The sequence below is a fragment of the Pseudomonas sp. NPDC088368 genome (assembly GCF_044753445.1).
In the GTDB taxonomy this organism is placed as follows: domain Bacteria; phylum Pseudomonadota; class Gammaproteobacteria; order Pseudomonadales; family Pseudomonadaceae; genus Aquipseudomonas; species Aquipseudomonas bambusae.
In genome coordinates this window covers 124,721-147,962 of the sequence record NZ_JBIVNG010000008.1, presented here as the reverse complement: position 1 = coordinate 147,962, position 23,242 = coordinate 124,721, and the positions used below count along the sequence as shown (strand labels likewise).

Genomic DNA, 23,242 nt, shown 5'->3' with positions numbered 1-23,242 from the left:
GACGCCTCCTGATTCATTTTTTGTACAGAGAGTTTGACCATGGCGCATCAAGTCAACGCAGCCTGGGGCGCAGGCCCTTCCGCCCGCTATGAACAACTGGCCGAGCGGTTTCGTCCGCTGTTTGCCAACCTGCGCGAAGGCGCGATCAGCCGCGAGCTGGAGCGCCGGTTGCCGGTCCAGGAGCTGCAACTGCTCAAGGCCTCGGGTTTCACCGCCGTGCGGGTGCCGAAAGAATACGGCGGCCTGGGCGTCACGCTGCCGGAACTGGCCAACCTGCTGATCGAACTGGGCGAAGCCGATTCGAACCTAGTGCAGGCCCTGCGCGGGCATTTGGGGTTCACGGAAAACCTGCTGAACAGCCGTGACGAAGAACGGCGCAAAGTCTGGTTCGAGCGGCTGGTGCGCGGCGAAACCGTGGGCCCGGCCACCGGCGAAGTCGGCGACACGCCGCAATCGCACCTGCATTCGCGGCTGTATCTGGACGGCGAGCAGTGGCGCATCGACGGCAACAAGTTCTACACCACAGGCTGCCTGTACAGCGAATGGATCGACGTGGCGGTCAGCGATCACGACGACAAACGCGTGTTCGTGACCGTACGCAGCGATGCCGAAGGCGTGGAGGTGGTGGACGACTGGAACGGCTTCGGCCAGCGCCTCACCGCCAGCGGCACCACGCATCTGCGGGGCGTGGCGGTGGACACGCGGAACATCGTCAGCGTCGATGACAAGTTTCAGTATTCCCCGGCGCTGTATCAGATCGTGCACCTGGCCAACCTTGCCGGGATCGGTCGTGCTCTCAGCGGCGAAGTGGCGGCTGCCGTGGCCAAGCGCACCCGCAGTTTCAGCAACGGCAATGCGTCGCGGGTGGCCCAGGACCCGCAGGTCTTGCAGGTGGTGGGCAGTCTGCGCGCGGCGGCCTACAGCGCCGGGGCCATTGTGCTGAAAACCGCCGAGGCATTAGAGCGGGCGTATCAGGCGCGGCTCACCGGTGATGCCGAGGCCTTGAAGAAAGCCGTGGACATCGCCGAGCTGGAGATTGCCCAGTCGCAAACCATCGTCAGCGACCTGATCCTCGACGCCAGCTCGCGGATGTTCGACGCCCTCAGCGCGTCCGCCACCCTGCGCCCGCTGGGTCTCGATCGTTTCTGGCGCAACGCCCGCACCCTCACCTCCCACAACCCGCGCATCTACAAGGACCGCATCGTCGGCGACTACGCGGTCAACGGCACGCCGCCACCTGCGCAGTGGAAAATCGGCGTGGCATGATTCTTCAGCGCTGCGCTTCTGGGTACGATCTTGCCAATCCGGGCACCGAGGGGACTGTAACGGCCATCGAGGTGCCCGATTCTGCCAAACGGGAACGACTTTCGTTTCGGCCCTGAATCGCTGCGTATACTCGGCGACAACGACACGAGGCGCTTTGAATCCGGGGGGCTCGATGCCAGAAAAACGTTCACCTCAACGCGCTTCCTACGCCAGCGCCGGTGCAGATCAGCCCTGGTCCGACTACTACGACATGTCACTGCCACCGGGGCAGACCGAGTCGATGTATCGGCTGATGCCTGACCCGCACAGCGGCATCGCCATCACCCCGCTGCCGACGCCCTACCCGGCCCAGCACCTGGGCACTTTGGAACTCTGGGCGCCACACGTCCCCACCTCATCGCACAATGCCATTCGCAAACCCGCACCCGCGATCAGCCCGCAGGATGACTTCTCACGCAACGCGCATTTACAGGTGATGGGCGAGCTGACGGTTTCCATCGCCCATGAAATCTGCCAACCGCTGCTGGCCATCGCCTCCAATGCGTCGGCCTGCGTCCGCTGGCTGCAACGGGACAACCCGAATCTGGACGAAGCCATTGATGGCCTCAGCGACATCCGCAAAGACTGCGAACGGGCCGCCAACATCGTGGCAGCCCTGCGGGCGCTGGCCCGGCAGTCGCCGTGTACGCCACAGCCGGTCAACGTCAACGATCTGATTCACAAAGCCGCCCGCCTGCATGCACCTGCGCTGACGCGGGCCGGGGTGACACTGAACACCGAGCTCATGGCCAACCAGTCCGTGATCGCCGATCCGGTTCAGGTCCAGCAATTGCTGTACAACCTGATCGCCAACGCCCTCGAAGCGGTGGCCGAATCACGGCCGTCGAAGGGTGTGATCAAGGTGTCTTCCGCGTCGCTGCGTGACGGTGTGCAAGTCTCGGTCGAAGACAACGGCCCCGGCATCCCGGTGCAAGACCGGCAGCAAATCTTCAGCGCGTTCTACACCACCAAGCCCAGCGGCCTGGGCATGGGCCTGACCATCTGCCGCTCCGTGGCCGAAGCCCACAACGGCAACCTCTATGCCGAAACCTCCGAACTGGGCGGCGCGATGATCCGGTTTCAACTGCCGTTGGGGTGCAAGAACCATTGAGGTAGCGTTCCACCTGACACGACCGAGGTGTCTGGTTTTGCTGCCGGTTCCCGGCAGATCACAGGCAAGGTGGAGCGCCACCCCGGCACTCCCACGCCTTCGGCAGTAACAGATAGGTGGGGTGGTTCAGGCTTCTAATTTCGCAGACGCAGATGCCTGATGTGGTTCAGGCTTCTGATTTCGCAGACGCAGATGCCTGATGTGGTTCAGACTTCTGATTTCGCAGAAGCAGATGCCTGATGTGGTTCAGGCTTCTGATTTCGCAGAAGCAGATGCCTGATGTGGTTCAGGCTTTTGACTCTGGCCGCAGGCCGTGGGAGCTGGCTTGCCTGCGATCTACTGCACAGCAGTAGCAAACTCTATGCACACGATCCTGCTGGCACTCTCCCGATTCCGCTGTACCGGATTCCCTTCGATTTGCCCTACACTCCCGCCATGAAAGACCCGAGCCACCGGCCTGTGCCGGCCCGGCCCTGAAAAAAGGCGGTTGATGCATGCAAGACCCTTGTGCCCACAAGACCGTGGTGATGGTGCTGTTCAACGACGTGCTGATGCTCGACGTGACCGGCCCGATGGACGTCTTTACCCTGGCGAACCGCCTGCTCCCCAAGGAAAAACATTACCAGTTGCTCACCGTTTCCGACCGTGCGGGCCTGGTTCGCAGTTCGTGTGGCCTCAAGGTCCATGCCGACCTGCGCCTTGAGGACTGTCCCACCTCCGTTGACCTGCTTCTGGTTCCTGGCGGCCCGGGCGCCTACGGTGTCAGCCACCCCGCGCTGAACGAGTGGCTGCCGGATGCCGTCAAAAACGCCCGGCGCTTCGGCGCGATTTGCACCGGTGTGTTCCTGTTGGCCGAGGCCGGGCTGATCGACGGCTATCGCTGCACCACCCACTGGAATTACGTCGAGCGTCTCGCCCAGCACTACCCGGAGACGCGGGTCGAAACCGAACAGATCTACGTCATGGACCGCAACCTCATCACTTCGGGCGGCATCACCGCCGGTATCGACATGGCGCTGGCCGTCGTCGCCGAAGACCACGGCAAAGAGCTGGCTTTGGAGGTCGCGAAAATCCTGCTGGTGGTGATGAAGCGCCAGGGCGGCCAGACCCCTTATGGCCCCCTGCTGGCAGCGGTGCCCCGAGACGGCGGTGCCATTGCCAAGGTCCAGGCCTACGTCGTCGATCACATCGAAGAGCCTTACACCATTCAGCGCATGGCCGACCTTGCCGCCATGAGCGCCCGCAATTTCGCCCGCGCCTTTCAGCGAGAAGTCGGCGTGACGCCCATGCAGTACGTGCAGAACGCCCGCATCGACCATGCCCGGAAACTGCTGGAAGCCTGCAACCTGCCCCTCAAGACCCTCGCCACCCGCTGCGGCTTCGGCAGCCCACGGCACATGCGCAAGGTATTCAGCGAACGGATCGGGTTGTCGCCGAATCAGTATCGGCAGCAGTTTGGGGGTGAGTGACCGCGTTGGTGCGCGCTACCAGGATCAAGCCGGTTTCCACACGGTGGCAGGAATGCACACGCGGCCTTCGAACAACAGTCGAGCGGTGCGGACAATACCTCCGCCAAGCAGCTGCCCTTCAGACCGATGGATCTCAGCGACGAAGTGCCCCGTGGGGTGTTCGATCTTCAGGCGCTGAGGGTCGGTGTCCTCCCGTTCCACGAAGTCATCGGCGACAGAGCCAGGCAGCAGACAGGCCGCCGCCACACTCACCGCGCCGAAGACACCAATGGCCGTGTGGCAACGATGCGGGATGAACGATCGGGTGCAGATCGCGCCACCTTCACGGGGCGCAGCAATCAAGACCATCTTTGGCACGTTGCGCTGACCGACCTCCCCGAGATTCATCAAAGGACCGGCCTGGAGACGGATCGACTCCAGTCGCGCTTTAAGCGTCGCATCGACATCGAGGCAGTGCGGGGTTTCGTGACCATTCTTGCCCAGATCGCCTGCGCGGATCAGTACCACAGGCATGCCGAAGTCGATGCACGTGACCTCAATGCCGTCAATCACATCCCGCACCTGGCCAGTGGGCAACAAGGCGCCGCAACTTGACCCGGTGATGTCCTTGAACTCGATGGCCAGCGCCGCCCCTGTTCCCGGCACACCGTCAATGCGTTGATCGCCCGCGTAATCGACCTCGCCATTGGCCGTAGGGACGTGGATCACCGCCACCTGCCCGGTATTGACCAGGAACACCCGCACCGGCGTCACACCCGGAGAGGCTGCGATCAAACCCCGCTCAAGGGCGAACGGTCCGACACCGGCCAGGACGTTGCCGCAATTCTGGCCGTAATCCACACGAGGCTCGTCCACCAACACCTGGGCGAACAGGTAATCCACGTCGGCATCTTCCCGTTCGGAAGGGCTGATGATCGCCACCTTGCTGGTCAGTGAATCCCCGCCGCCCAGGCCATTGATCTGCCGTGTGTCCGGCGACCCCATTACGGCCAGCAACACCCGATCACGCACCTCCCCCGGCGCAGGCAAATCGCTCGCGAGAAAATACGCGCCCTTGGAGGTGCCGCCACGCATGAACAGACAGGGAATGCGGGTTTGACTCATCGTCAGTGTTCGATCTCTTCCAGTCGGTCGACATACGTCAGGCCTTTCTCCGCGAGACGGCCGCGCATGTCGTAGATGTCGAGGCCCAGTTCGCCATTGGCCAGCCTCACGCGTTTCTGCTCCTCAAGGTCTGCCCGCTTGCGCGTCGCGTCAAGCACCGGCGCCAGTTCAGCGTGTCGGACCACGACCACGCCGTCGTCGTCGGCGACGATGACATCCCCGGCATTGATCAACTGTCCCGCACAGATGATGGGCAAATTGACCGAGCCCAGCACCTCTTTCACCGTGCCTTGCGCGTGCACCGCGCTGGACCACACGGCAAATCCCATCTCGCGCAGGGTCTGTGTGTCGCGAACACCCGCATCGATCACCAACGCGCGTACACCCCGTGCCTTGAGCGACGTGGCCAACAGATCGCCGAAATAGCCATCCGTGCACGGCGACGTCGGCGCGACGACCAGAAAGTCGCCTTGCTGGCATTGCTCCACCGCCACGTGAAACATCCAGTTGTCACCCGGCGCCACCGACACGGTGACGGCAGTGCCGCTGACGCACACGCCCTGCTGGATAGGCCTTAACCGGCTGCTGAGCAAACCCTTGCGGCCTTGGGCCTCGTGCACGGTGGCGACGCCGAAACGGCTCAGATCATCTATGGACGACTGGTCGGCACGCGGAATCTGACGCACCACGAAACCTGATTTTCCAATCAAGTGACTCATGCCAGATTCTCCGTCACGCGAGGGAAGATGCTTTGATACCCCTCGCCATAGACGATGTCCCGCGCCGAGGTGATGCCCACGTTGCGCTTGGCCTGAACGCCTCGTTGCAGCGCGACCCGTGTGTAGTACTCCCACAGGTGTTCCTGACCGGCCATGCACTGGATGGCCGCGTATTTACGGTCCCACACGCTGGTGATGTCCAGCAGCACATCGGGCCGCCATTCGCATTGTTCGGGCTGGTGCGGCTCGAAGCTGTAGACCGGTGGCGCGCCGACGATTTTCTCCCCCGGACGATACCCTTCTGCCTGGGCAATGATGCGAGCCTCTTGCGTCAGGTTCATGGCCAGCGGGTGATCGTAGTTGTAGGGGTCTTTCAGCGAATGGCTGAGCACAAAGGACGGCTGCACGCGGCGAAACACGTCTGCCAGACGAAACAAGGTCTCCCGGTCGGCGCGCATCGGGTAATCGCCGATGTCGAAAAACTCGATGCTGGCGCCCAGAATCTCGGCGGCGGCCAGCGCTTCGGTGCGACGGGCGTCTTTGACCTTGTCCTCAGTCATCTCGCCCTTGCGCCACAGCTTGGCCGACTCGCCCCGTTCTCCAAATGACAGACAGACGATGTGCACGGCGTAGCCCTGACTCACGTGCAGCGCGATTGAACCGCCTGCGCGCCAGACGAAATCGGCGGAATGAGCGCTGACGACCAGTGCGGTTTTCTGTGGGGTGACCATGTGGGATGAACCTCCTGCTTTTTTCCAGAGCATGTCACCCGTCAGGGTCGACGAATAATGCGTTCAACCCATGCTGATATACGTTTTACTTATTGCGCGGCACGCTGATGCACCGCATATTCCCGTCATTCGTGCCTTTCGGAGCGCCCCGCCCTCTATGTTCAGTGATGATCTCGTCAACCTCATGCAGGTCCGCGCATTCGTCCGCGTTGCGCAGTTGGGCAGCGTGTCCAAGGCGTCGGAAGTCCTGTATCGGGCGCAGTCGGTGGTCACGCGGGCGATCTCCGAGCTGGAAATCGCACTGGATGTGTCGCTGTTCGAACGCCACGTCAACGGCATGCGCCTCAGTGAATCCGGCGAACGGATTCTGCCCCGGGCATTGCGCGTCCTCGACGAGTTGCAGACCGTGCCCCTCCTGCTCAACGCGGCGACCCCACTCGTTGAACCCCTGTACCTGTTTCAAGCGAGACGCCTGGAACTGTTCGTCAAACTCTGTGAAACCCGGCACATGCAGACGGTGGCCCGGCATTTCGGCCTGAGCCAGCCAGCGGTCAGTTCGGCACTCAAGGTCATGGAAGGCGGCTGCGGCCAATCATTGTTCGAGCGCACGCCCAAAGGGTTGCAGCCCACCCGCGTCAGCCTCGAAATCCTGTTCCCCATCCGCCGCGCCCTCAATGAGCTGCGGCATATGCGTTCGGACATCACCGCCATGCGCGGCGCGCTGGAAGGCGTCGTGCACATCGGCGCCCTGCCCTTGGGCCGTACGCGAATCCTGCCCGAAGCCATCGTCCGCCTGACTGCCGAGCACCCCGGCATCCGGGTCATCACCAACGAAAGCCCCTTTGATTTCCTGGCCACGGAACTGCGTGTGGGAGACATCGATTTTATTTTTGGGGCCTTGCGCTCGGCGGACTATGCCTCGGACATGACCGGAGAAGCCTTGCTCGTCGAGGAAATGGTGGTTCTGGCGCGCCATGATCACCCGCTGAGTACGGGGCCGGTCGCCGTGCACGCGTTGGCCAATGCCCGGTGGGTATTGCCCCGCGCCGGTTCGCCCGCTCGCCGTCTGCTGGAAGCCTGCTTCACTGAGGCGGGCGTGCAGGCGCCGTGGCCAGTGGTCGAAACCGCTGACATGGCGATTATTCGCGGTTTGTTGCTGCGCTCGGACATGCTAGCGGCGGTGTCCCGCCATCAATTGGAGCAGGAGATGGCCTCCGGTGAGCTCTGTCAGATCGACGTGCAACTGACCGGCACGGCGCGCCCCATCGGCCTGATCTACCGCAACGCCAGCCTGCATTCGGCGGCCGCCAATGCGGCGATGGGGGCGATCCGTCACGTCGTGAAAGAAATGGCCGATCACTGATCAGCACGATTCGCTGCTGACTACAGCGCTATCGCTTTTCTTTATTCGACAATTCACCGACACCTGGTAAGCCCCCGCAATCATTGGCGCAAAGGGTCCATAACCATAATCGCAGGCTCCATCAGCATTTCGCAGAGGCCGGCCTGCCCGTTCCGATTTAGCCTGCTGACGTCCTCCTATAAAAATAAAGGAACGCACCATGCGACTGGGTTGGTATTCGGACTTGAACAAACAGGAGAAGCGGACCTATTGGGCCTGCTTCGGTGGCTTCACCCTCGACTCGATGGATTCGACGATCTACGCGTTGATGATGCCCGTGCTCATGACCGTGCTGGCGTTGAGTAAATCCGACGCCGGTCTGCTCGGCTCGGTCTCGTTGATCGGCAGCGCCATCGGCGGTTGGGGCGCCGGCATGCTGGCCGACCGTTACGGCCGCATCAAAGTCATGCAGGCCACGGTCCTGTGGGTCGCGACCTTCACCTGCATGGCGGGGTTCTGCAACGGCTTCTGGTCGTTTCTGCCCGTACGCTTCCTGCAAGGCATTGGCTACGGAGGCGAAGCCGTCGTGGGCGCGGTGCTGATCAGCGAAGCCATCAAACCCGCCTTGCGCGGTCGGGTGGCCGCCTCGGTGCAAAGCGGCTACGCCGTGGGTTACGCCATCTCCCTGACCGTGATGCCCGTGGTCTTCGCGTTTCTACCGGAAGACATCGCCTGGCGCGCCTTTTTCGCCATCGGCTTGCTGCCTGCGCTGTTGATCTGGTTCATCCGTCGCCTGGTGCCGGAATCCGAGGCGTTCCAGCAGGTGAGCAAACAGTCGCGCAAGATCGACCTGCGGGTGATCTTCGGTGGCGAACACCGTCGCATCACGCTGATCAGCACAATCCTGGCCAGCGGAATCTTCGGCGCAGCGTACATCATGATCACCTGGCTGCCGACCTACATGCGCACGGTGCTTAACCTGCCCATTGCGTCTACGTCCGGCTACCTCGCGGTGAACATCATCGGCTCGCTGATCGGCCCGTTCGTTTATGGCCTGATCAGTGACTACATCAGCCGTGGCCGGGCCTTCATGCTGTTTCTGGTCTGTCAAACGCTGGTGGTCTCGGTCTACATGTTCGCGCCGGTCAACATGACCGTGGTGTTGGCGTTGGGCTTATTGCTCGGCGCGTTCCAGGGTGGCCTCGCGTCCGGTTTGCCACTGGCGTTTTCCGAGCTCTACCCCACCCAGATTCGCGCCAATGGCGCCGGTTTCTGCACCAGCTTCGGGCGCGGCTTCGGCTCGATCATGCCCGCCGCCGTGGGCTTCGCGTCGACAGAAATGAGCCTGCCCGTGGCCATGGGAATCTTCGCGGTAAGCTCGTACCTCATCGCCTTCATTGCTGCGATGTGCCTGCCGAACGCCACGGGCGTGGACCTCAGCGATCATCCGGCGAGTGTCGTGAATGAGCCGTCCCCCACGGAAGCCGCGCTCAAGAAAACCCCAGCCGTTTTTCGGTGACCGCAGGGTTATCAGCGCTTAAAGCTAAATCCTAGCTATATGGATAGCGCTCCAAAGTCTATGGGGTCTTGGATCGGGGCAGGTAGAGTGGATTTCTATCGATCTCTGAGAGTGGATTCCATGTCCTCGTCCATTGCGAAAGAAGTGGTCTGGATCACGGGTGTTGGCGCCGTCGAAGGCTTGGGCGCCGCCCTTGCCAGGCGTTTTGCCCAAGGTGGCTATAAGGTTGCCGTAAGTGGCCGCAGTCCTGAAAAACTCAACGCCGTGGTGCGCAGCATCGAAGCCGTCGGTGGCCGGGGCCTCGCCTTGCCGGGTGACGCGGGCAGTGAGGCGGACACGCTTGCCGCTGTCGAGCGCATCCGTGAATGGGGGTCGCTCAAGGTCGCGATCTTCAACGTCGGCAACTCCGTGGTCGCGCCGACGCTGGAGCTGAGCACCGAACTGTTTGAGCAGACCTGGCGCGCGTCCACCCTCGGCGGGTTTATCTTTGCCCGGGAAACGACCCGGCTGCTGCTGGAAAACGGCGGCGGCACGTTGCTGTTCACCGGTGCGACCTCCGCGTTGCGCGGCAAACCGCCCTTCGCCGCCTTTGCCGCCGCCAAGGCCGGGTTACGCTCGCTGAGTCAATCGTTCGCCCGGGAATTCGGCCCGCAAAACGTGCACGTCGCGCATGTGGTGATCGACGGTGCGATCAATGGCGAACGCATCCGCAGCCATGCTCCGCAGCGTTTTGAACAACTGGGCGACGACGGCACGCTGGCGCTGGACGACATCGCCGACGCCTATTGGTACCTGCATTCACAACCGCGCAGCGCCTGGACTCAGGAGCTCGATCTGCGGCCCTACAAAGAATCTTTCTGAAGCGCTTCGTCTCCACTGGAGGAACGTTCACATGGGCATTCATCAGCCAAACCTCGGCCCGGCGTCTGTCGTCGGCGAACTCAATTACCTGCTGGACGACGGCGTGCGGCCGGTCAATTACACCTGGCCGCAGCCCGACGGCCAGCCGCAACGCACCGGCACCCTGCAACCGACGCGCGTGGATATTCGCAACGCGCGCTTGCTCAAGACCGCGCCTTTGCTGGACGCCCAAGGGTTTCAGCGGGTCGAACAGGCCAGTGCCGTGGCTGATCTGGAAGACGAGGCGCAGGTCGTGCAGCAGTATTACGCCGAAGCGGATGCGCTATTGCGGGCACAGACCGGCGCGGTCAAAACGGTAATTTTTGACCACACGATTCGCGTCGATCAGCCAGGTCGTGAAGCGGCGGGCCTGCGCGAACCGGTGCGTTACGTGCACAACGACCAGACCGAGCGCTCGGCCATCCGCCGCGTGCGTGATCATCTGCCTGCCGAGGAAGCCGAACAGCGTCTGCAAAAACGTTTCGCGATCGTCAACCTGTGGCGCCCGATTGGCGGCCCGATCTTCACCACTCCGCTGGCTTTGTGCGACGCCAGCACGATGGACGCCGAGGACTTCATCCCCAGCGACCTGGTGTACCGCGACAAAGTGGGCGAGACATTTTCCATTCGGGCCAATCCAAACCACCGCTGGTATTACTACCCGCAACTGCGCCCCGAGGAAGCATTGCTGTTGAAGATCTACGATTCCAGAACCGACCTCATCGCCCGGGCCGGCGCCCACACCGCCTTCGACGACCCCACCACCCCACCCAACGCACCGCCGCGCCGCAGCATTGAGTTGCGGGCGTTGGTGTTTTTTGAGGAGTGAATCGCACACCCCATAGCCGAACGGCTTGCCGGCGATGGCGTCTGTGAAATTGATCCCCCAGTTTGATTCGGATCAGCCCTGAAATTCGGAGGCGACACTGGACTTCTGTGGGAGCGAATCCTTCGCAAAAGATGGGCCAGCCGATAGGGATGTACGGACTGTACCGCCGCCTTCGCGAATAAATTCGCTCCCACCGCTGCGCCGGAGCCAGACCCCGAGACTCGCGGCGACACAGACTTCTGTGGGAGCGAATTCATTCGCGAAAGATGGGCCAGGCGATAGAGATGTACGGGCTGTACCACCGCTTTCGCGAATGAATTCGCTCCCACCGTTGCGCCGGAGCCAGACCCCGAGACTCGCAGCGACACAGCCCCCTGTGGGAGCGAGCCTGTGACCTCAATGCACCCACCGCCGATGCAATCCACGGGCCAGGGCGTCGAGCATGAAGCCCAGCACGCCGATCAGCAGCACCATGGCCATCAATTCCGAGTACGCGAGGCGGTCGCGGGTGTCGAGGATGAAGTAGCCCAGGCCCGCGCTGACGCCAAGCATTTCGCACGGCACCAATACGATCCAGAGGATGCCGATCGACAACCGCACACCGGTCAACACATGCCCCAGCACGCCGGGCACGATGACCTTGGTCAGTGTTTCCCAGCGACTGGCGCTCAAGCTGCGGCTCAATTGCAGCCAGCGCGGGTCGAGCTGTTTCACCCCCGCCACGGTGTTCAACAGGATCGGCCACACCGCCGCGAAGGTCAGCAGAAAGTAGATCGGCTGGTCGCCCACGCCCATCAGCATCACCACCACCGGCATCCACGACAGCGGCGAGATCATGCGCAGGAACTGAAACGCCGGGGTGGTCGCCGCCTCCAGATTCCGCGAGCTGCCGATCAACAGGCCCAGCGGCACGCCGATCAGCAAGGCCAGCAGCAGCCCCACCAGAATCCGTTTCAGGCTCACCCACACGTGGCCGTACAGCTCGGCACTGCCCAGCAGCGTCCAGAGACTGGCGAGGGTTGCCTGCGGGGAAAACCGGGCCGACAGCCCCTTCGGATCGCCGAACAGGTGAATGCCCAGCCACCAGACGATCAGCAGGCACAGCAGCCCGCCGATCCCCAGCAGCCAAGGCCCGAGCGACGAGTGCTTGCGTGGCGTCAAGCGCTGTACTCCTCGTTCCGTTGAAAGCTCTCGGCGAGGCCGAAGGTTTTCAACCCGCCCACTGCCGCAATGCTGTTGCGCACGAAGCGGTCATCAACCAGATCCCCGGCGACGGTTTTCGGATCGAGGCTGGCGAGGAAACCCTTGTCACCTTCGATCAGCGTGTCTTTCAAGCGGCGCACCAGCTCCTCGGTGTAGCTCGGGAACGGGTAAGGCTGGAAATCGATGCGGTGCTCGTCCCATTGCGCGTGCTGAATGGCGCCGCTGGCGAGGTAGCCCTGGCGCTCACTGGCGGCTGGCGACAACACCCGATCGAGCACGGTCTGGGCGTGGGGCGTGTAACGGTTGGCGCCGTCCTTGGACAGCAGCTTCGCGGCCTCGGCGCGGTTGTCACGGGTCCAGACCTGCGCCTTGACGATGGCGTTGACCACCTTCTGCGACCACTCCGGCCGGTTGTTCAAATCGTGCTCGTGCATGAACACCACGCAGCACGCATGGTTGCGCCAGACGTCACCGGTGAAGCGCTGCACGCGACCGACTTTCAGGTCCTCCGCCAAGGCGTTGAACGGCTCGGCGACGATGTAACCGGCAATACGCTTGCTGGCCAGCGCGGGCGGCATGTCCGACGGCGGCAGCACCACCAGGTTCACCTCGTTGGCCGCCAGTGGCGTGCCGGCCGGTTTGCTCACCGGGGTCAGGCCGTTGTCACGCAGCAGCTGTTGCACCACGACGTTGTGCACCGAATACCAGAAGGGAATGGCGATGGACTGCCCGCCCAATTGCTTGACGTCGGTGATGTCCGGGCCGACGGTCAAACCCGAGCCGCCAACGTGGTTCCAGGCCACGACCTTCGCCGGGACTTTGCTGCCGTAGCGCGCCCAGACGGTCATCGGCGACAGCAGGTGAATCACGTTGACCTGCCCGGAAATGAACGCCTCGATGACCTGCGCCCAACTGCGCAACAGCACCGGACGCTCGGCCTGAATGCCTTCGGCTTCGAACAGGCCATTGTTATGGGCCACCAGCAACGGCGTGGCGTCAGTGATCGGCAAGTAGCCGATGCGCACCGGGGCATCCGGTTCGGCGGCGGCCCGGGCTTGCAGGCTGTTGAGCAGCGGCATCGCGCCTGCGGCGGTGAGCATCGCGCTCAGTTTCAAAAAGTCACGACGGGTGTGAGTGAAGTCGTCCAGGCACATGGCCAATCTCCGGCGATTCGAGCGATTCGGTTCGAGGGTGTGGGTTGCGGCTCGCCCGCCGAAGGGTTTTCAGAATGTCGACACGCAACGCGCCCATTTCCTCGACCAGCTCGGCCCGAGGCCGTGGCAGATCGATGTGCCACTCGCCCACCGTCCGCGCCGGGGTGTCGCCCAGTAGCAGGATGCGGTTGGAGAGCAGCAAGGCTTCGTCGATGTCGTGGGTGATCAGGATCGCGGCGGTGTCATGCCGCGCCGTCACGTCCAGCAGCAGCTGTTGCATGTCGGCGCGGGTCACCTCGTCCAGCGCCCCGAAGGGTTCGTCCAGCAGCAACACCAGCGGCTGACGCGCCAGACAACGGGCCAGCGCCGTACGCTGCGCCATGCCGCCCGACAACTGCGCCGGGTGATAGCCGCGCGCATGGCTCAGGCCGACTTCCGCGATGGCCTGATCGACTCGGTCTTGCCGTTCAGCCGCGCTCAAGGACGGCTGACTGGCGAAATCCAGCCCGAAGGCCACGTTCTTTTCCAGGGTCAACCATGGCAATAGGCTCGGGTCCTGAAACGCCACGGCTACCCGAGGATGCGGCCCGGTCAGCGGCTCACCCGCCACGTGGACGTCACCGGTGTGCGCAGTTTGCAGGCCCGCCAATACGCGCAAAAGGCTCGACTTGCCGACGCCGCTGGGACCGAGAATCGAGACCACCTCCCCGGCGCGTACGTCCAGGTCGAACTGCGCCAACACGTGCTGCCAGCCTTGCTCGCGGGCGTACCCCAGGCTGATGTTCCGGGCGCTCAACACGGGATTCGCGGACCCGTTCATGCCGCCGACTCTCGGGCCTGACGCTGCAACTCGCCTTGAAGTTGCACCAGGCTCGGCGTGACGATGGGGATGAACGCCGACTCGCGCCAGCGTCGGGCAAACGCGCTGCCGTGCTCATCGAGAAACGCCTTGCCGCCACTGGCTTGCAGCTCCAGTTGCACGGCGCTCGACACGGACTGGGCCAGGGCGATGCGCAAGCGGAACAGCGCGGCGGCCTGGGTCAGAAAACGGCCATCGAGCAACCCGGCCTTGAGTCCGCTGATCACGGACTCCAGACGCTCGACCTGTTCATGATGTTCGGCGCTCAGCACAGAACGCGTGCCGTCGAGGTGACGTTTGACTTCGTCCAGTGAACGCCGCGCCAGGCCGATCGACAAGCCGCATTGCAGGCCGAGAAAGCCGGGGCGAACCGCTGGCAGAAACTGCTTCGCATCGGGGTGCAACAGCCAGTCGCGGGACAGCTCGATGTCGCTGAACTCCAGCGCCGCCGTGTTGCTCGACTGCAAGCCCATGAGCTGCAAATCTTCTGAGCGACGCAGGCCGCTGGCGGTCGAAGGGATGGCCATGACGAAGGGCTTTTTCCCCGCCTCGCCCTCAATGGCCGCCGCGACCACGAAACTCTGCTTGCGCAGGTTGGTCACCCAGTGCAGGCGGCCTTCCAGTGACCAGCCGTCTGGGTTTTCAATGCCGCGCACTTGCAGGGTTTCGATGCCGGATAAAAACTTCATCGCGTTGGAGAGCCCTGTGGCCCCCGCCAGCGAACCGTCGAGCAACGCGGGCAGCAGGGTTTCCCTCAATCGCGCATTGGGGCTGTGCAGCAGGTATTCGATGAACGCCCGCTGGCCCCAGAATACGAAAGCAGCCGTCACTGAATGGGTCGCGATGGCCGCCACGGTCTCCACCGCGTCGGCCAGCGTGCCGCCCGAGCCGCCGTGCTCCTGGCCGATTCCGACTCGCATCACTCCGGCGTCGGCCAGTTGCGGCAGCACGGACTCCGGATCGCACTGGCCGAGATCCAGTGCCTGGGCGTGCGCATCCAGCCAGTGGCCAAGTACCGAATCCACCATGGGACCTCTCCTTATGTGTGGTTCATTCATGCATCGACGCCCGCACTCACTGCGCGGGACGTTGCCATTGGTATTTCTCAAGCTCCGGGTTGAGCTCGGTCTGGGCGAATACGTTGGCGAAGTTGCACAGGGTCGCCAGGCTGACGCCGAGGATCACTTCCAGCGCATTGCCTTCGCTGTAACCTGCCCCTTTGAAAGCGGCATAGGTGGTGTCGGACACGTTGCCACGGGTGGCAATCACTTCACGGGCGAAAGCGGCCAATGTTTCGAGCTTCGCCTCGGGCAGGGCGGAACCTGTACGCAGGGCTTCGACGACCTCCGGGGCCAGACGTGCCTTGTTCAACCCCACGGCGGTGTGGCCCGCGACACAGAACGAGCAGCCATGACGGGTCGCTGCGATCAGTTGCACCACTTCCCTTTCGGCCAGACTTAGCTCAGCCTTGCCATTGATCGCCGAGACGGTCAGGTAGGTTTCCAGCGCGGCCGGTGCATTAGCCAGTACGCCGAGCAGATTGGGCAAATAACCGTTGGCCTTGAGCGCGTTTTCCAGAAAGGGTTTGGCGGCTTCAGGCGCGCTTTGCAGGGTTTGCACGGTGACGCGGGACATGTTGGACTCCTGTGGTAGAGGGTCCGACCAGTGTGTTGGTTATAAAAATTTCACTCCATATTCTAAAGTAGCGATTACTTGCTCCTGAGTGTTTCCATTAGATGAATTTCGCCACCCCGCTGATCGATTGGTTATTAGAGAGTCTTGAGCTGGACGCCAGCATCTTCCACGTGGGCCGCTATTGCGGCGGCTGGCACGCCAGCACTCAGGGGCTGGCGCGCTCGAGCTTTCATGTGTTGGTGCAGGGGCAGTGCTGGCTGCACGTTGAGGGCCATGAGTATCCTCAGCACCTCGACACGGGGGATGCGGTGTTTCTGCTGCGGGATTTGCCGTATCGGCTGTCGAATGAGGCCGACGCTCAGGCCGCCCAGGGTCAACCGCGCATGGAAATGCTCGCCCTGGACGGTGCCGCTGCCGATGGCGTAGGGCTGGTGTGCGGCTTCTTTCATTTTCACGCCGGTTTGTCGTCGCTGATCGTGGAAGCGTTGCCCGATTTCATCATTCTCCGAGCGGGTGACCCGTCGTCTACGGCGGCGCGCAGTGTGTTCGAGTTGATCCTGCAGGAGTGTCAACGCGCATCGGGCCCTTCATCGACGCTCCTGGAGCGGTTGAGCCATTTGCTGTTTTTGTACGTGCTGCGCCAACACGTCGGCGGCAATCCGGCGCTGGGCGGGCTGGTGGCACTCGCCCGCCAGCCGCTGTTCGCCGCGCTGCTGCAACAGATGATCGAACGCCCCGAGCATGCCTGGACGCTGGAGGCCATGGCCGCGTGCACCGGCTTGTCGCGTTCGGCCTTCTTCAAACGCTTCAACGAAATCGCCGGGCAATCGCCGGGCAACGTCCTGCTCGCCCTGCGCATGCGCCACGCCGCCCACTTGCTCAAAGCCAACCAGACCGTCGAACACGTCGCCAGCGCCGTGGGCTACCAATCGGTGTCCGCCTTCACCCGCGCGTTCACCAAGGCCGAGGGTGTGCAGCCGGGGGCGTATCGCAAGCAGCATGATCGGCGGTGATCCGATGCCCCGGCTGATGCGCTGCCTGTACCGGCCTCTTCGCGAATGAATTCGCTCCCACAGGTTTAAAACCGCGCGCGGCTCATACTCGTGTGACTGGGTTTCATGTCCACGCGGCGTGTGGACACCCTCTGAAGCGCGCGCCGATCGTGATCACAACACCAGACCTGTGGGAGACGCCGGAGGTTACGACGGCAGCGAACGCGGCAGGTCAGCCACAGGGGGATTGGCTGACCTCACCCTTCACCCAAAAAACCGGTTCATCGGCCTTGGCAATCCCAGGTTCTCGCGCAACGTGGTGCCTTCGTATTCCTGGCGAAATATCCCGCGTGCCTGCAACTCGGGAATGACCTTTGCGACGAAGTCATCCAGCCCGCCCGGCAGCCACGGGAACATGATGTTGAAGCCGTCGCTGCCGTGGGTTTCCAGCCAGGTCTGCATTTCATCGGCGATGGTCTGCGCGGTGCCGACGAAGGACAGTCCGGCGTAACCGCCTAATCGCTGCGCCAGTTGCCGGACGGTGAGCTGTTCGCGATCGGCCAACGCCAGCACCCGCTCCTGCGTGCTGCGGCTGGCGTTGGTGGGCGGGATCGGGGGCAAAAAGCCGTCGAGGTCGAAACGGCTGGCGTCCACGCCGAGCGCCACTGACAGCGACGCAATCGCGCTCTGCTCGTGCACCAGACTGTCTAGGTGCGCCCGAATGCGTCGGGCCTCCTCCACCGTATCGCCGACCACGACAAACGCGCCCGGCAGGATTTTCAGGTGATCAGGATCACGCCCAATGCGCGCCATCCGGCCTTTCACGTCGGCGTAGAACTCGCGGCCTTCATCGAGCGTCCCCGGCGCCACAAAGATAACCTCGGCCGTTTCCGCCGCTAACTGGCGACCCGGCTCCGAGGCCCCTGCCTGCACAATCACTGGCCAGCCTTGGGGTGGACGCGCAATGTGCAATGGGCCGCGCACCGACAGGTATTCACCCTTGTGATCGAGGGTGTGCAGTTTCTCCGGATCAAAGTACACACCGCTGTCGGCATCACGGACAAACGCGTCGTCCGCCCAGCTGTCCCACAAGCCGGTCACCACGTCGTAAAACTCACGTGCACGGGCGTAGCGCTGGTCGTGGTCCAGGTGCTCTTCGAGGCCGAAGTTCAAGGCGGCGTCGGGGTTGGAGGTGGTGACAACGTTCCAGCCCGCCCGGCCGTTGCTCAGGTGATCGAGGGACGCGAAACGGCGGGCGATGTGAAAGGGTTCGTCAAAGGTCGTTGACGCCGTGGCCACCAGGCCGATGTGTTCCGTGGCCTGACTCAGCGCCGACAACAGTGTGAACGGCTCGAACGACGTGGCGGTGTGGCTGCGTTTCAACGCCTCGATGGGCATGTTGAGCATGGCCAGGTGATCGGCCATGAAGAAAGCATCGAAGCGGGCTTTTTCCAGGTTCTGGATCAGCCGTTTCAGGTGCGCGAAATTGAAATTCGCATCACGCCAGGCATTGGGGTAACGCCATGCGCCGGTGTGAATGCTGACCGGGCGCATGAACGCGCCGAGTTTGAGTTGGCGGGGTGTGGTCATGGAGGGTCCGACAGTCGATAAAACGCCAGCATCGAGTCTGGAGGGGCTGCGGTCCAATAACCTGATGGACTGGCTTATGCGATTTGATGCTGCTAGAGGGTGCGGTAACGCCGTGACGCATCAGGCATGACGCGATCTCTGCTGTAGGAGCGAATTTATTCGCGAGACGGTAGTACAGCCGACACTGATTCGCTGGATGTACCGGCCCCTCGCGAATGAATTCGCTCCCACAGAAAAACCGCGCCAGACTCAGCATTTGGTAACGCCCCCTACTCCCACTCTAAAACCGCGGCAGACTCAGCAGTTGGCAACGCCGCCGACTCCCTGTGGGAGCGAATTTATTCGCGAAAAGAAGTGCAGGCGCCGCCCATGGCAGCGCTGTCAAATGGGGTTTAGCCCAACACAATGTCATCCTTTAATGCCCAGGCCTTTTCCAGCGGCGCGGGGTCGATCCAGCTGTCGAAGTCGAAGTCCTTGTCGATGAAACCTTCGGCCAGCAGGAAATCCTTCTGCCGACGCAAACCTTCGATGTAGACCTCAGACAGTTTCGGCTCGAACGACAGGTGCAGCTCGGGGCCGAACGCGTAGCGCACGCTCTCGGCATCGGTCGCGGTTTCGGCGGCGATGGTGTCCACCACTTCCTGCGGATGGTCCTTGGCCCACTCGTAGGTCTTCAACAGCACGGCGAGGTAACGGGTGACGATCTCGGGGGAATCTTGCAGCGTCTGGCGATCCACGGTGATGGGACGCGGCGAACCGGCGCTCAACCGCAACAGCGGGTCTTCCTGCTCGTTGATGTTGAGGATCGGCCGCAGCCCCTGAGCCAGCGCACGGGCACTGCCCGCGCCCTTGATGAAGATCGCGTCCACGGTGCCGTTGAGCAACGCCAGTGTCGGAATCGCATGATGGTCTTCGCGGGTTTTCGAGACTTCCTTGAGGTCCCACTCCGGTGTCGCGATGTCAACGATTTCCACGCTGTCCCGTGGCACGCCGCCCAGCTGCAAGGCGGTCAACAGCCCGCGCAACCCCTCGGCCCGCCCCACGTCCACCAGATCGCTGGCGGCCTTGCGCACCACGCCGAGTTTACGGCCACGCAGGTCGGCGACGGTCTTGATGTCGCTGTCGCCTCGCACGAACACCAACTGTTCTTCGTCGACCCAGGTAATCCCTACCACCACGGTGTCCTGCCCCTGCGCCTTGGCCCAGATCGGCGGCACGTTGCCGCCTTCACGGAAGCTGCCCGCCAGGCTGTGGCGGAAGTGCGATTCACGCACCGCACGGTCTTGGGAAGCTCGGATCGAATCCAGCGTGATGCCGTGACGGGCGAATTCGTGTTGCAGCCAGTGTTTGTGCTGGGCGATGCCAGACGTGGTGGGCACCGGGCAGCGGGTGTACCAGATTGTGGTCGGTGCGGCGCTCTTGGCGGCTTGCGGTTCTTTTAGCAGTGCTTCGGACATGATCAGACTCCTGAATAAGTTCGCTTAACGCGGGACGCTTGACGTTGGATAAAGGCAATCCCGACAGGCAGTCAGGTGGTTGTTGAGGTCTTTCGATTCATGGCATGACGTCGGCGGCCACTTGCACCGCCTTGATCCGCTGGGGCTTCTCCCGCACCAGACTCAGCTCGACCACGGTGTCGTGCAGCGCCAGTTTCGGCTTGGCCGGTTCGATGCGAATCCCGTCGTGCAAAGGCACGGTGCACGCCAGCTTGACCTCGCCGTCGATGCGCATCGCGCAGAGCTTGCACAGCCCACGACGGCAGGACAGCGAATAACCGAGGTTGGGTTCGAACACACGTTGTGCGTATTGCAGCGCGGTACTGACCGACGCGCCCTCCCAGCGATCAATGCCCAACCCCAGACCGGCAGGTGGCGGCAGTTGAATGTCCAGCTGGCGAAGCTCGCCGTCACGAAACAGCGTCAGGTGCATGAGCATGCAAGGCTCCCGATAACGAAAAGGTTCATGGCCGCGCCAGAAACGGAAAGACCACGGGGCTGGTGTCACGCACGAGTGACTGACCGTCGTAACGGATGAGCGAGTGGCTCAGCGGCCCGGCATAAGCGCCTTTGTGGTCGTGACGCTGGTGTGCGCCGATGGAGTGGGTACGTCCGGCGGCACCGAGCAACGCGGCGTCCAGCACTGAAAACGCCGCCTGACATTCCAGCGCGTCGCTCCAGTCGCGGTTCCACATCGAATCCCGGGTGCGGCAGGCCAACTGCGGCAGGGCGTTGTCCTTCAGGTCTGCCAACGTGGCCTGGGCCTTGGCAATCGACTCGGCAGTGCGCACCGGCCCGAGCGCCGTTTCGGCCAGTTGCGACAATTGCTCCTTGAGTTCGAACGGCGTGACACCGCTGTCCCGTTCGAATGGCGCGAGCGTCGTGGCGTAAGCGCTGCCCACGTTTTCCGCGTGGCGGTCTCGGGCACGGCGATCCCGTGCATCACGGGCCGCCGCGACCCCGGCCACCCTGCCCTGCACCAACACTTGCGCGCCCGCGTTGCCAGACAGCCGATTGGCACCGTGCATCGCGCCGGTGGCTTCACCGCAGGCGAACAGCCCCGGCACGCCGGTGTTGGCGCCTTTGTCGACGCGCACGCCGCCGAGGGAAAAGTGCGCGGCGGGGGCGACTTCGATGGCGTAGCCCTGCTTGATCCGTTCCACCAACGGCGTCATGTCGAAGCCTTCCCACTGCCAATCGGCGCTGATGTTGCGGGCGTTCAACGGGAAGTTGTCGATGATGTCGTTGGGCAGGTGTTTCCATGACAAGTACACGCCACCGTTGGGACTGCCGCGCCCTTCGTAGACTTCCGTGGCGCAGGCGGCCGACACCATGTCGCGGGTCGCCAGCTCCATCCGGGCCGGGTCCCACCGGGCCATGAAGCGTTCGCCGAAGCGGTTCATCAACCAGGCATGGACGCCGCTTTGCGGGCCGAGAATCCACGGAAACTGCAAACCGCGCCAGATCGCCGGGGCGGCCAGGCAGCAGGGCAAGAACTGGGTCATTTCCATGTCGATCAGGGTCGCGCCCGCTTCCACCGCCATGCGCTGTCCTTCTCCGGACAGCTCTTCTGGCGCGGTGCGCAAGCTCCAGTTCGAAGTGGCGCCACCCGTGGCGATCACCGTGGCGTGGCCGAAAATGCTGTCCACCGAACCGGTGCGACGGTCCAGGCCCAGCACGCCGACCACCTCGCCCTGGCGTTGCAGCAGTTGCGTCGATTGAAAGTCCTCGCGAAAACTCACCCCCGCTTGAACCGCGATGCGCGTCAACGCGCGCTGCATGTCCACGCCGCTGATGTGAATCCCGCGCCCGCTGCTGTGACCGGGCGCACGCCGGTTGATGGTGAACTTGATGCCCCAATCCACCAGCCGGCCGACCTCCTCGCCCACGCCGGTGACCATACTTTCCACCAGCTGCTGGTCGTTGAGCCAGGACCCCGCCGTGATGGTGTCGTGCAGAAAGCGCTCTTCGGTGTCGCTGGCATCGGCGTCGAGGCCCAAGGCACGCAAGCTCTCCCCCGCAATGGACACGCCGCCGCCCGAGGTGATCGTCGCCCCGCTGCGACCGACCAGCCCCTTGTTCACCACCAGCACCGACGCCCCGGCCTGACGCGCATGAAACGCCGCGACCAGACCGGCTGCCCCGCCGCCCAACACGATGACGTCCCAGACAGAGGGCGACTCAGACATGCAGCCAGTCCTCAACCGAGAAGTCCTGTTCGATGAAGCCTTCGCGCAACAGGAAATGCTTGAACGACTGAATCGCTTCCACACCCGACGGGTCGAGGTGGGTGGTGAATTTAAGGTGCAGGTCCGGGCCAAATGCGCCTTGCACCGCTTCCTCGGACACGCCGATTTCCTGGGCCACGAAGCGCTGGGTCAGGTCGGGGTTCTGCGCTGCCCATTCACCCGCACGGTGCACAGATTGCAATAACGCTTCAACCAGATCCGGGCGCTCTTGAGCCAAGGTGCCGTCAACGGTCAGCAGCCGGGGCGTACCGTTATTGATGCGAATCGCCGCGTCGCGGTGGCTGCCGGTTTCACTGAGGATCACTGCGCCGAACTGATGGGCCACGCTCAGGCCTTCCGCGCCTTTGACGAAAAACGCGTCGATGTGGCCTTTGATCAGTTGTGTGAATTCCGCCGCGTACGGCAGGCGGCGTTTCAGCTCGGGCGGATAGCCCACGGTGGCCTGGCCGAATTGCGGGGTCTGCGTCGCGACGTCGACAAAAAGCACGTCCTTGCGCGGGATGCCTGCGACTTCGAGGGTCGAGAGCACGCCCTTGAGCGCAGTCGCCCGCTGAAAGTCGATGATCCCCGGTGGCTGGCGTGGCAGACCGACGCGTTTGCCCACCAGTTGCGAAGCGTCGGTGATGCCCGATGACGGCAGCGTGATGACCGCCTGAAATTCGTCGATCCAGGTGATGCCGACCAATCGGGTGTCTCGGCCACCGGCGCGGGCGTGAATCGGGGGAATGTTGCCGCCCTGGCGGAAGGACCATGGCTGGGAGTGATCGAAATGGCTGGCGCGGACTTTTTCATCCGTCGAGCTTTGCAGCGACTGGATGCCCACCGAATGCTGCGCCAGCGCGGATTCCAGATAGCCCAGTTTCACGGCAAGGCCGAGGGGCGTCGGGGTGGGGCAACGGGTGTACCACAGGTTCAGATCGGTCATGAGATCGGCCATTAACGGAATGGGTTTGGGCATTCGCAGGCGTTGTTCGCAATCCAACGACACTGCAACGGGAAACTTCATCAATGGCGGACGTGGTCGCACGACATTTA

General features: G+C 63.0%; 21 protein-coding genes. 8 read left to right on the top strand and 13 right to left on the bottom strand.

Annotated features, from left to right (window positions below):
* Positions 1–39 precede the first annotated feature (39 nt).
* The 3 genes from ACIQAL_RS18765 to ACIQAL_RS18755 all read left to right on the top strand — a co-directional run bounded on the left by ACIQAL_RS18765 (position 40) and on the right by ACIQAL_RS18755 (position 3,885).
* On the top strand, positions 40–1,266 hold the full coding sequence (locus ACIQAL_RS18765; protein WP_401148153.1) for an acyl-CoA dehydrogenase family protein: 1,227 nt from the start codon (positions 40–42) through the stop codon (positions 1,264–1,266).
* 172 nt (positions 1,267–1,438) lie between these two features.
* Positions 1,439–2,416: a sensor histidine kinase gene (locus tag ACIQAL_RS18760; protein WP_401148150.1), complete on the top strand. Its 978-nt coding sequence runs from the start codon at positions 1,439–1,441 to the stop codon at positions 2,414–2,416.
* Positions 2,417–2,910: 494 nt separating this feature from the next.
* Complete coding sequence (locus tag ACIQAL_RS18755) at positions 2,911–3,885, top strand: GlxA family transcriptional regulator (protein WP_401148148.1); 975 nt, start codon at positions 2,911–2,913, stop codon at positions 3,883–3,885.
* A 24-nt stretch (positions 3,886–3,909) separates the two neighbouring features.
* On the opposite strand, the gene ACIQAL_RS18750 is transcribed toward ACIQAL_RS18755, so the two are convergent.
* The 3 genes from ACIQAL_RS18750 to galB are packed head-to-tail and all read right to left on the bottom strand — an operon-like array spanning position 3,910 to position 6,439.
* Positions 3,910–4,989, bottom strand: coding sequence for a 4-oxalomesaconate tautomerase (locus ACIQAL_RS18750; RefSeq protein WP_401148146.1), 1,080 nt, complete (start codon positions 4,987–4,989; stop codon positions 3,910–3,912).
* Positions 4,990–4,991: 2 nt separating this feature from the next.
* Positions 4,992–5,708, bottom strand: coding sequence for a 4-carboxy-4-hydroxy-2-oxoadipate aldolase/oxaloacetate decarboxylase (locus ACIQAL_RS18745; protein ID WP_401148143.1), 717 nt, complete (start codon positions 5,706–5,708; stop codon positions 4,992–4,994).
* Positions 5,705–6,439: a 4-oxalmesaconate hydratase gene (galB, locus tag ACIQAL_RS18740; RefSeq protein ID WP_341957789.1), complete on the bottom strand. Its 735-nt coding sequence runs from the start codon at positions 6,437–6,439 to the stop codon at positions 5,705–5,707. Before galB ends, ACIQAL_RS18745 begins: the two co-directional genes overlap by 4 nt.
* A 157-nt stretch (positions 6,440–6,596) precedes the next feature.
* Between galB and ACIQAL_RS18735 the strand changes: the two genes are divergently transcribed.
* From ACIQAL_RS18735 to ACIQAL_RS18720, 4 genes are all read left to right on the top strand, one after another.
* Entirely contained in the window at positions 6,597–7,802 is a 1,206-nt protein-coding gene (locus ACIQAL_RS18735) for a LysR family transcriptional regulator (protein ID WP_401148141.1), read from the top strand.
* Between the two features lie 199 nt (positions 7,803–8,001).
* Positions 8,002–9,300 carry an MFS transporter gene (locus tag ACIQAL_RS18730; RefSeq protein ID WP_401148139.1) on the top strand — a complete coding sequence of 433 codons (1,299 nt, stop codon included), beginning with the start codon at positions 8,002–8,004 and terminating at the stop codon, positions 9,298–9,300.
* Between the two features lie 120 nt (positions 9,301–9,420).
* Positions 9,421–10,161, top strand: a complete 741-nt coding sequence (locus ACIQAL_RS18725) for an SDR family NAD(P)-dependent oxidoreductase (protein ID WP_401148136.1) — start codon at positions 9,421–9,423, stop codon at positions 10,159–10,161.
* Between the two features lie 31 nt (positions 10,162–10,192).
* Positions 10,193–11,029: a CmcJ/NvfI family oxidoreductase gene (locus ACIQAL_RS18720; protein WP_401148134.1), complete on the top strand. Its 837-nt coding sequence runs from the start codon at positions 10,193–10,195 to the stop codon at positions 11,027–11,029.
* A gap of 396 nt (positions 11,030–11,425) precedes the next feature.
* Here ACIQAL_RS18720 and ACIQAL_RS18715 read toward each other — a convergent pair whose 3' ends face one another.
* The 5 genes from ACIQAL_RS18715 to ACIQAL_RS18695 are packed head-to-tail and all read right to left on the bottom strand — an operon-like array spanning position 11,426 to position 15,880.
* Complete coding sequence (locus tag ACIQAL_RS18715; protein ID WP_166594751.1) at positions 11,426–12,154, bottom strand: ABC transporter permease; 729 nt, start codon at positions 12,152–12,154, stop codon at positions 11,426–11,428.
* Between the two features lie 32 nt (positions 12,155–12,186).
* Positions 12,187–13,386 (bottom strand): ABC transporter substrate-binding protein, encoded by a 1,200-nt coding sequence (locus tag ACIQAL_RS18710; RefSeq protein ID WP_401148131.1) that lies wholly within the window; start codon positions 13,384–13,386, stop codon positions 12,187–12,189.
* Positions 13,352–14,206: an ABC transporter ATP-binding protein gene (locus ACIQAL_RS18705; RefSeq protein ID WP_401148129.1), complete on the bottom strand. Its 855-nt coding sequence runs from the start codon at positions 14,204–14,206 to the stop codon at positions 13,352–13,354. The genes ACIQAL_RS18710 and ACIQAL_RS18705 overlap by 35 nt, the downstream gene beginning before the upstream one ends.
* Positions 14,203–15,273 (bottom strand): acyl-CoA dehydrogenase family protein, encoded by a 1,071-nt coding sequence (locus ACIQAL_RS18700; protein ID WP_401148127.1) that lies wholly within the window; start codon positions 15,271–15,273, stop codon positions 14,203–14,205. Before ACIQAL_RS18700 ends, ACIQAL_RS18705 begins: the two co-directional genes overlap by 4 nt.
* A 46-nt stretch (positions 15,274–15,319) precedes the next feature.
* Complete coding sequence (locus ACIQAL_RS18695) at positions 15,320–15,880, bottom strand: carboxymuconolactone decarboxylase family protein (protein ID WP_166594399.1); 561 nt, start codon at positions 15,878–15,880, stop codon at positions 15,320–15,322.
* Between the two features lie 101 nt (positions 15,881–15,981).
* Between ACIQAL_RS18695 and ACIQAL_RS18690 the strand changes: the two genes are divergently transcribed.
* The gene (locus ACIQAL_RS18690) at positions 15,982–16,893 is read left to right on the top strand and encodes an AraC family transcriptional regulator (protein WP_401148124.1); all 912 of its coding nucleotides are present in this window, start codon (positions 15,982–15,984) and stop codon (positions 16,891–16,893) included.
* A 243-nt stretch (positions 16,894–17,136) separates the two neighbouring features.
* Here the strand turns inward: ACIQAL_RS18690 and ACIQAL_RS18685 are convergent, their stop codons facing one another.
* The 5 genes from ACIQAL_RS18685 to ACIQAL_RS18665 form a co-directional block, all read right to left on the bottom strand.
* On the bottom strand, positions 17,137–18,462 hold the full coding sequence (locus ACIQAL_RS18685) for an LLM class flavin-dependent oxidoreductase (protein WP_401148121.1): 1,326 nt from the start codon (positions 18,460–18,462) through the stop codon (positions 17,137–17,139).
* Between the two features lie 392 nt (positions 18,463–18,854).
* Positions 18,855–19,919 (bottom strand): ABC transporter substrate-binding protein, encoded by a 1,065-nt coding sequence (locus tag ACIQAL_RS18680; protein ID WP_401148118.1) that lies wholly within the window; start codon positions 19,917–19,919, stop codon positions 18,855–18,857.
* A gap of 97 nt (positions 19,920–20,016) precedes the next feature.
* Positions 20,017–20,397, bottom strand: coding sequence for a 2Fe-2S iron-sulfur cluster-binding protein (locus ACIQAL_RS18675; RefSeq protein ID WP_166594396.1), 381 nt, complete (start codon positions 20,395–20,397; stop codon positions 20,017–20,019).
* A gap of 25 nt (positions 20,398–20,422) precedes the next feature.
* A complete protein-coding gene (locus tag ACIQAL_RS18670; RefSeq protein ID WP_401148115.1) occupies positions 20,423–22,147 on the bottom strand; it encodes an FAD-dependent oxidoreductase in 1,725 nt (574 codons plus the stop codon).
* The gene (locus tag ACIQAL_RS18665) at positions 22,140–23,132 is read right to left on the bottom strand and encodes an ABC transporter substrate-binding protein (protein WP_401148112.1); all 993 of its coding nucleotides are present in this window, start codon (positions 23,130–23,132) and stop codon (positions 22,140–22,142) included. The genes ACIQAL_RS18670 and ACIQAL_RS18665 overlap by 8 nt, the downstream gene beginning before the upstream one ends.
* Positions 23,133–23,242 lie beyond the last annotated feature (110 nt).

What these genes read in the sequence shown, in the direction of transcription:
- ACIQAL_RS18675 (WP_166594396.1), bottom strand. Translation starts at nt 20,397, where the DNA reads ATGCTCATGCACCTGACGCTGTTTCGTGACGGCGAGCTTCGCCAGCTG.
- ACIQAL_RS18695 (WP_166594399.1), bottom strand. Translation starts at nt 15,880, where the DNA reads ATGTCCCGCGTCACCGTGCAAACCCTGCAAAGCGCGCCTGAAGCCGCC.
- ACIQAL_RS18685 (WP_401148121.1), bottom strand. Translation starts at nt 18,462, where the DNA reads ATGACCACACCCCGCCAACTCAAACTCGGCGCGTTCATGCGCCCGGTC.
- ACIQAL_RS18710 (WP_401148131.1), bottom strand. Translation starts at nt 13,386, where the DNA reads ATGTGCCTGGACGACTTCACTCACACCCGTCGTGACTTTTTGAAACTG.
- ACIQAL_RS18760 (WP_401148150.1), top strand. Translation starts at nt 1,439, where the DNA reads ATGCCAGAAAAACGTTCACCTCAACGCGCTTCCTACGCCAGCGCCGGT.
- ACIQAL_RS18700 (WP_401148127.1), bottom strand. Translation starts at nt 15,273, where the DNA reads ATGGTGGATTCGGTACTTGGCCACTGGCTGGATGCGCACGCCCAGGCA.
- ACIQAL_RS18725 (WP_401148136.1), top strand. Translation starts at nt 9,421, where the DNA reads ATGTCCTCGTCCATTGCGAAAGAAGTGGTCTGGATCACGGGTGTTGGC.
- ACIQAL_RS18730 (WP_401148139.1), top strand. Translation starts at nt 8,002, where the DNA reads ATGCGACTGGGTTGGTATTCGGACTTGAACAAACAGGAGAAGCGGACC.
- ACIQAL_RS18720 (WP_401148134.1), top strand. Translation starts at nt 10,193, where the DNA reads ATGGGCATTCATCAGCCAAACCTCGGCCCGGCGTCTGTCGTCGGCGAA.
- ACIQAL_RS18750 (WP_401148146.1), bottom strand. Translation starts at nt 4,989, where the DNA reads ATGAGTCAAACCCGCATTCCCTGTCTGTTCATGCGTGGCGGCACCTCC.
- ACIQAL_RS18665 (WP_401148112.1), bottom strand. Translation starts at nt 23,132, where the DNA reads ATGACCGATCTGAACCTGTGGTACACCCGTTGCCCCACCCCGACGCCC.
- ACIQAL_RS18670 (WP_401148115.1), bottom strand. Translation starts at nt 22,147, where the DNA reads ATGTCTGAGTCGCCCTCTGTCTGGGACGTCATCGTGTTGGGCGGCGGG.
- ACIQAL_RS18745 (WP_401148143.1), bottom strand. Translation starts at nt 5,708, where the DNA reads ATGAGTCACTTGATTGGAAAATCAGGTTTCGTGGTGCGTCAGATTCCG.
- ACIQAL_RS18735 (WP_401148141.1), top strand. Translation starts at nt 6,597, where the DNA reads ATGTTCAGTGATGATCTCGTCAACCTCATGCAGGTCCGCGCATTCGTC.
- galB (WP_341957789.1), bottom strand. Translation starts at nt 6,439, where the DNA reads ATGGTCACCCCACAGAAAACCGCACTGGTCGTCAGCGCTCATTCCGCC.
- ACIQAL_RS18705 (WP_401148129.1), bottom strand. Translation starts at nt 14,206, where the DNA reads ATGAACGGGTCCGCGAATCCCGTGTTGAGCGCCCGGAACATCAGCCTG.
- ACIQAL_RS18680 (WP_401148118.1), bottom strand. Translation starts at nt 19,919, where the DNA reads ATGTCCGAAGCACTGCTAAAAGAACCGCAAGCCGCCAAGAGCGCCGCA.
- ACIQAL_RS18690 (WP_401148124.1), top strand. Translation starts at nt 15,982, where the DNA reads ATGAATTTCGCCACCCCGCTGATCGATTGGTTATTAGAGAGTCTTGAG.
- ACIQAL_RS18755 (WP_401148148.1), top strand. Translation starts at nt 2,911, where the DNA reads ATGCAAGACCCTTGTGCCCACAAGACCGTGGTGATGGTGCTGTTCAAC.
- ACIQAL_RS18765 (WP_401148153.1), top strand. Translation starts at nt 40, where the DNA reads ATGGCGCATCAAGTCAACGCAGCCTGGGGCGCAGGCCCTTCCGCCCGC.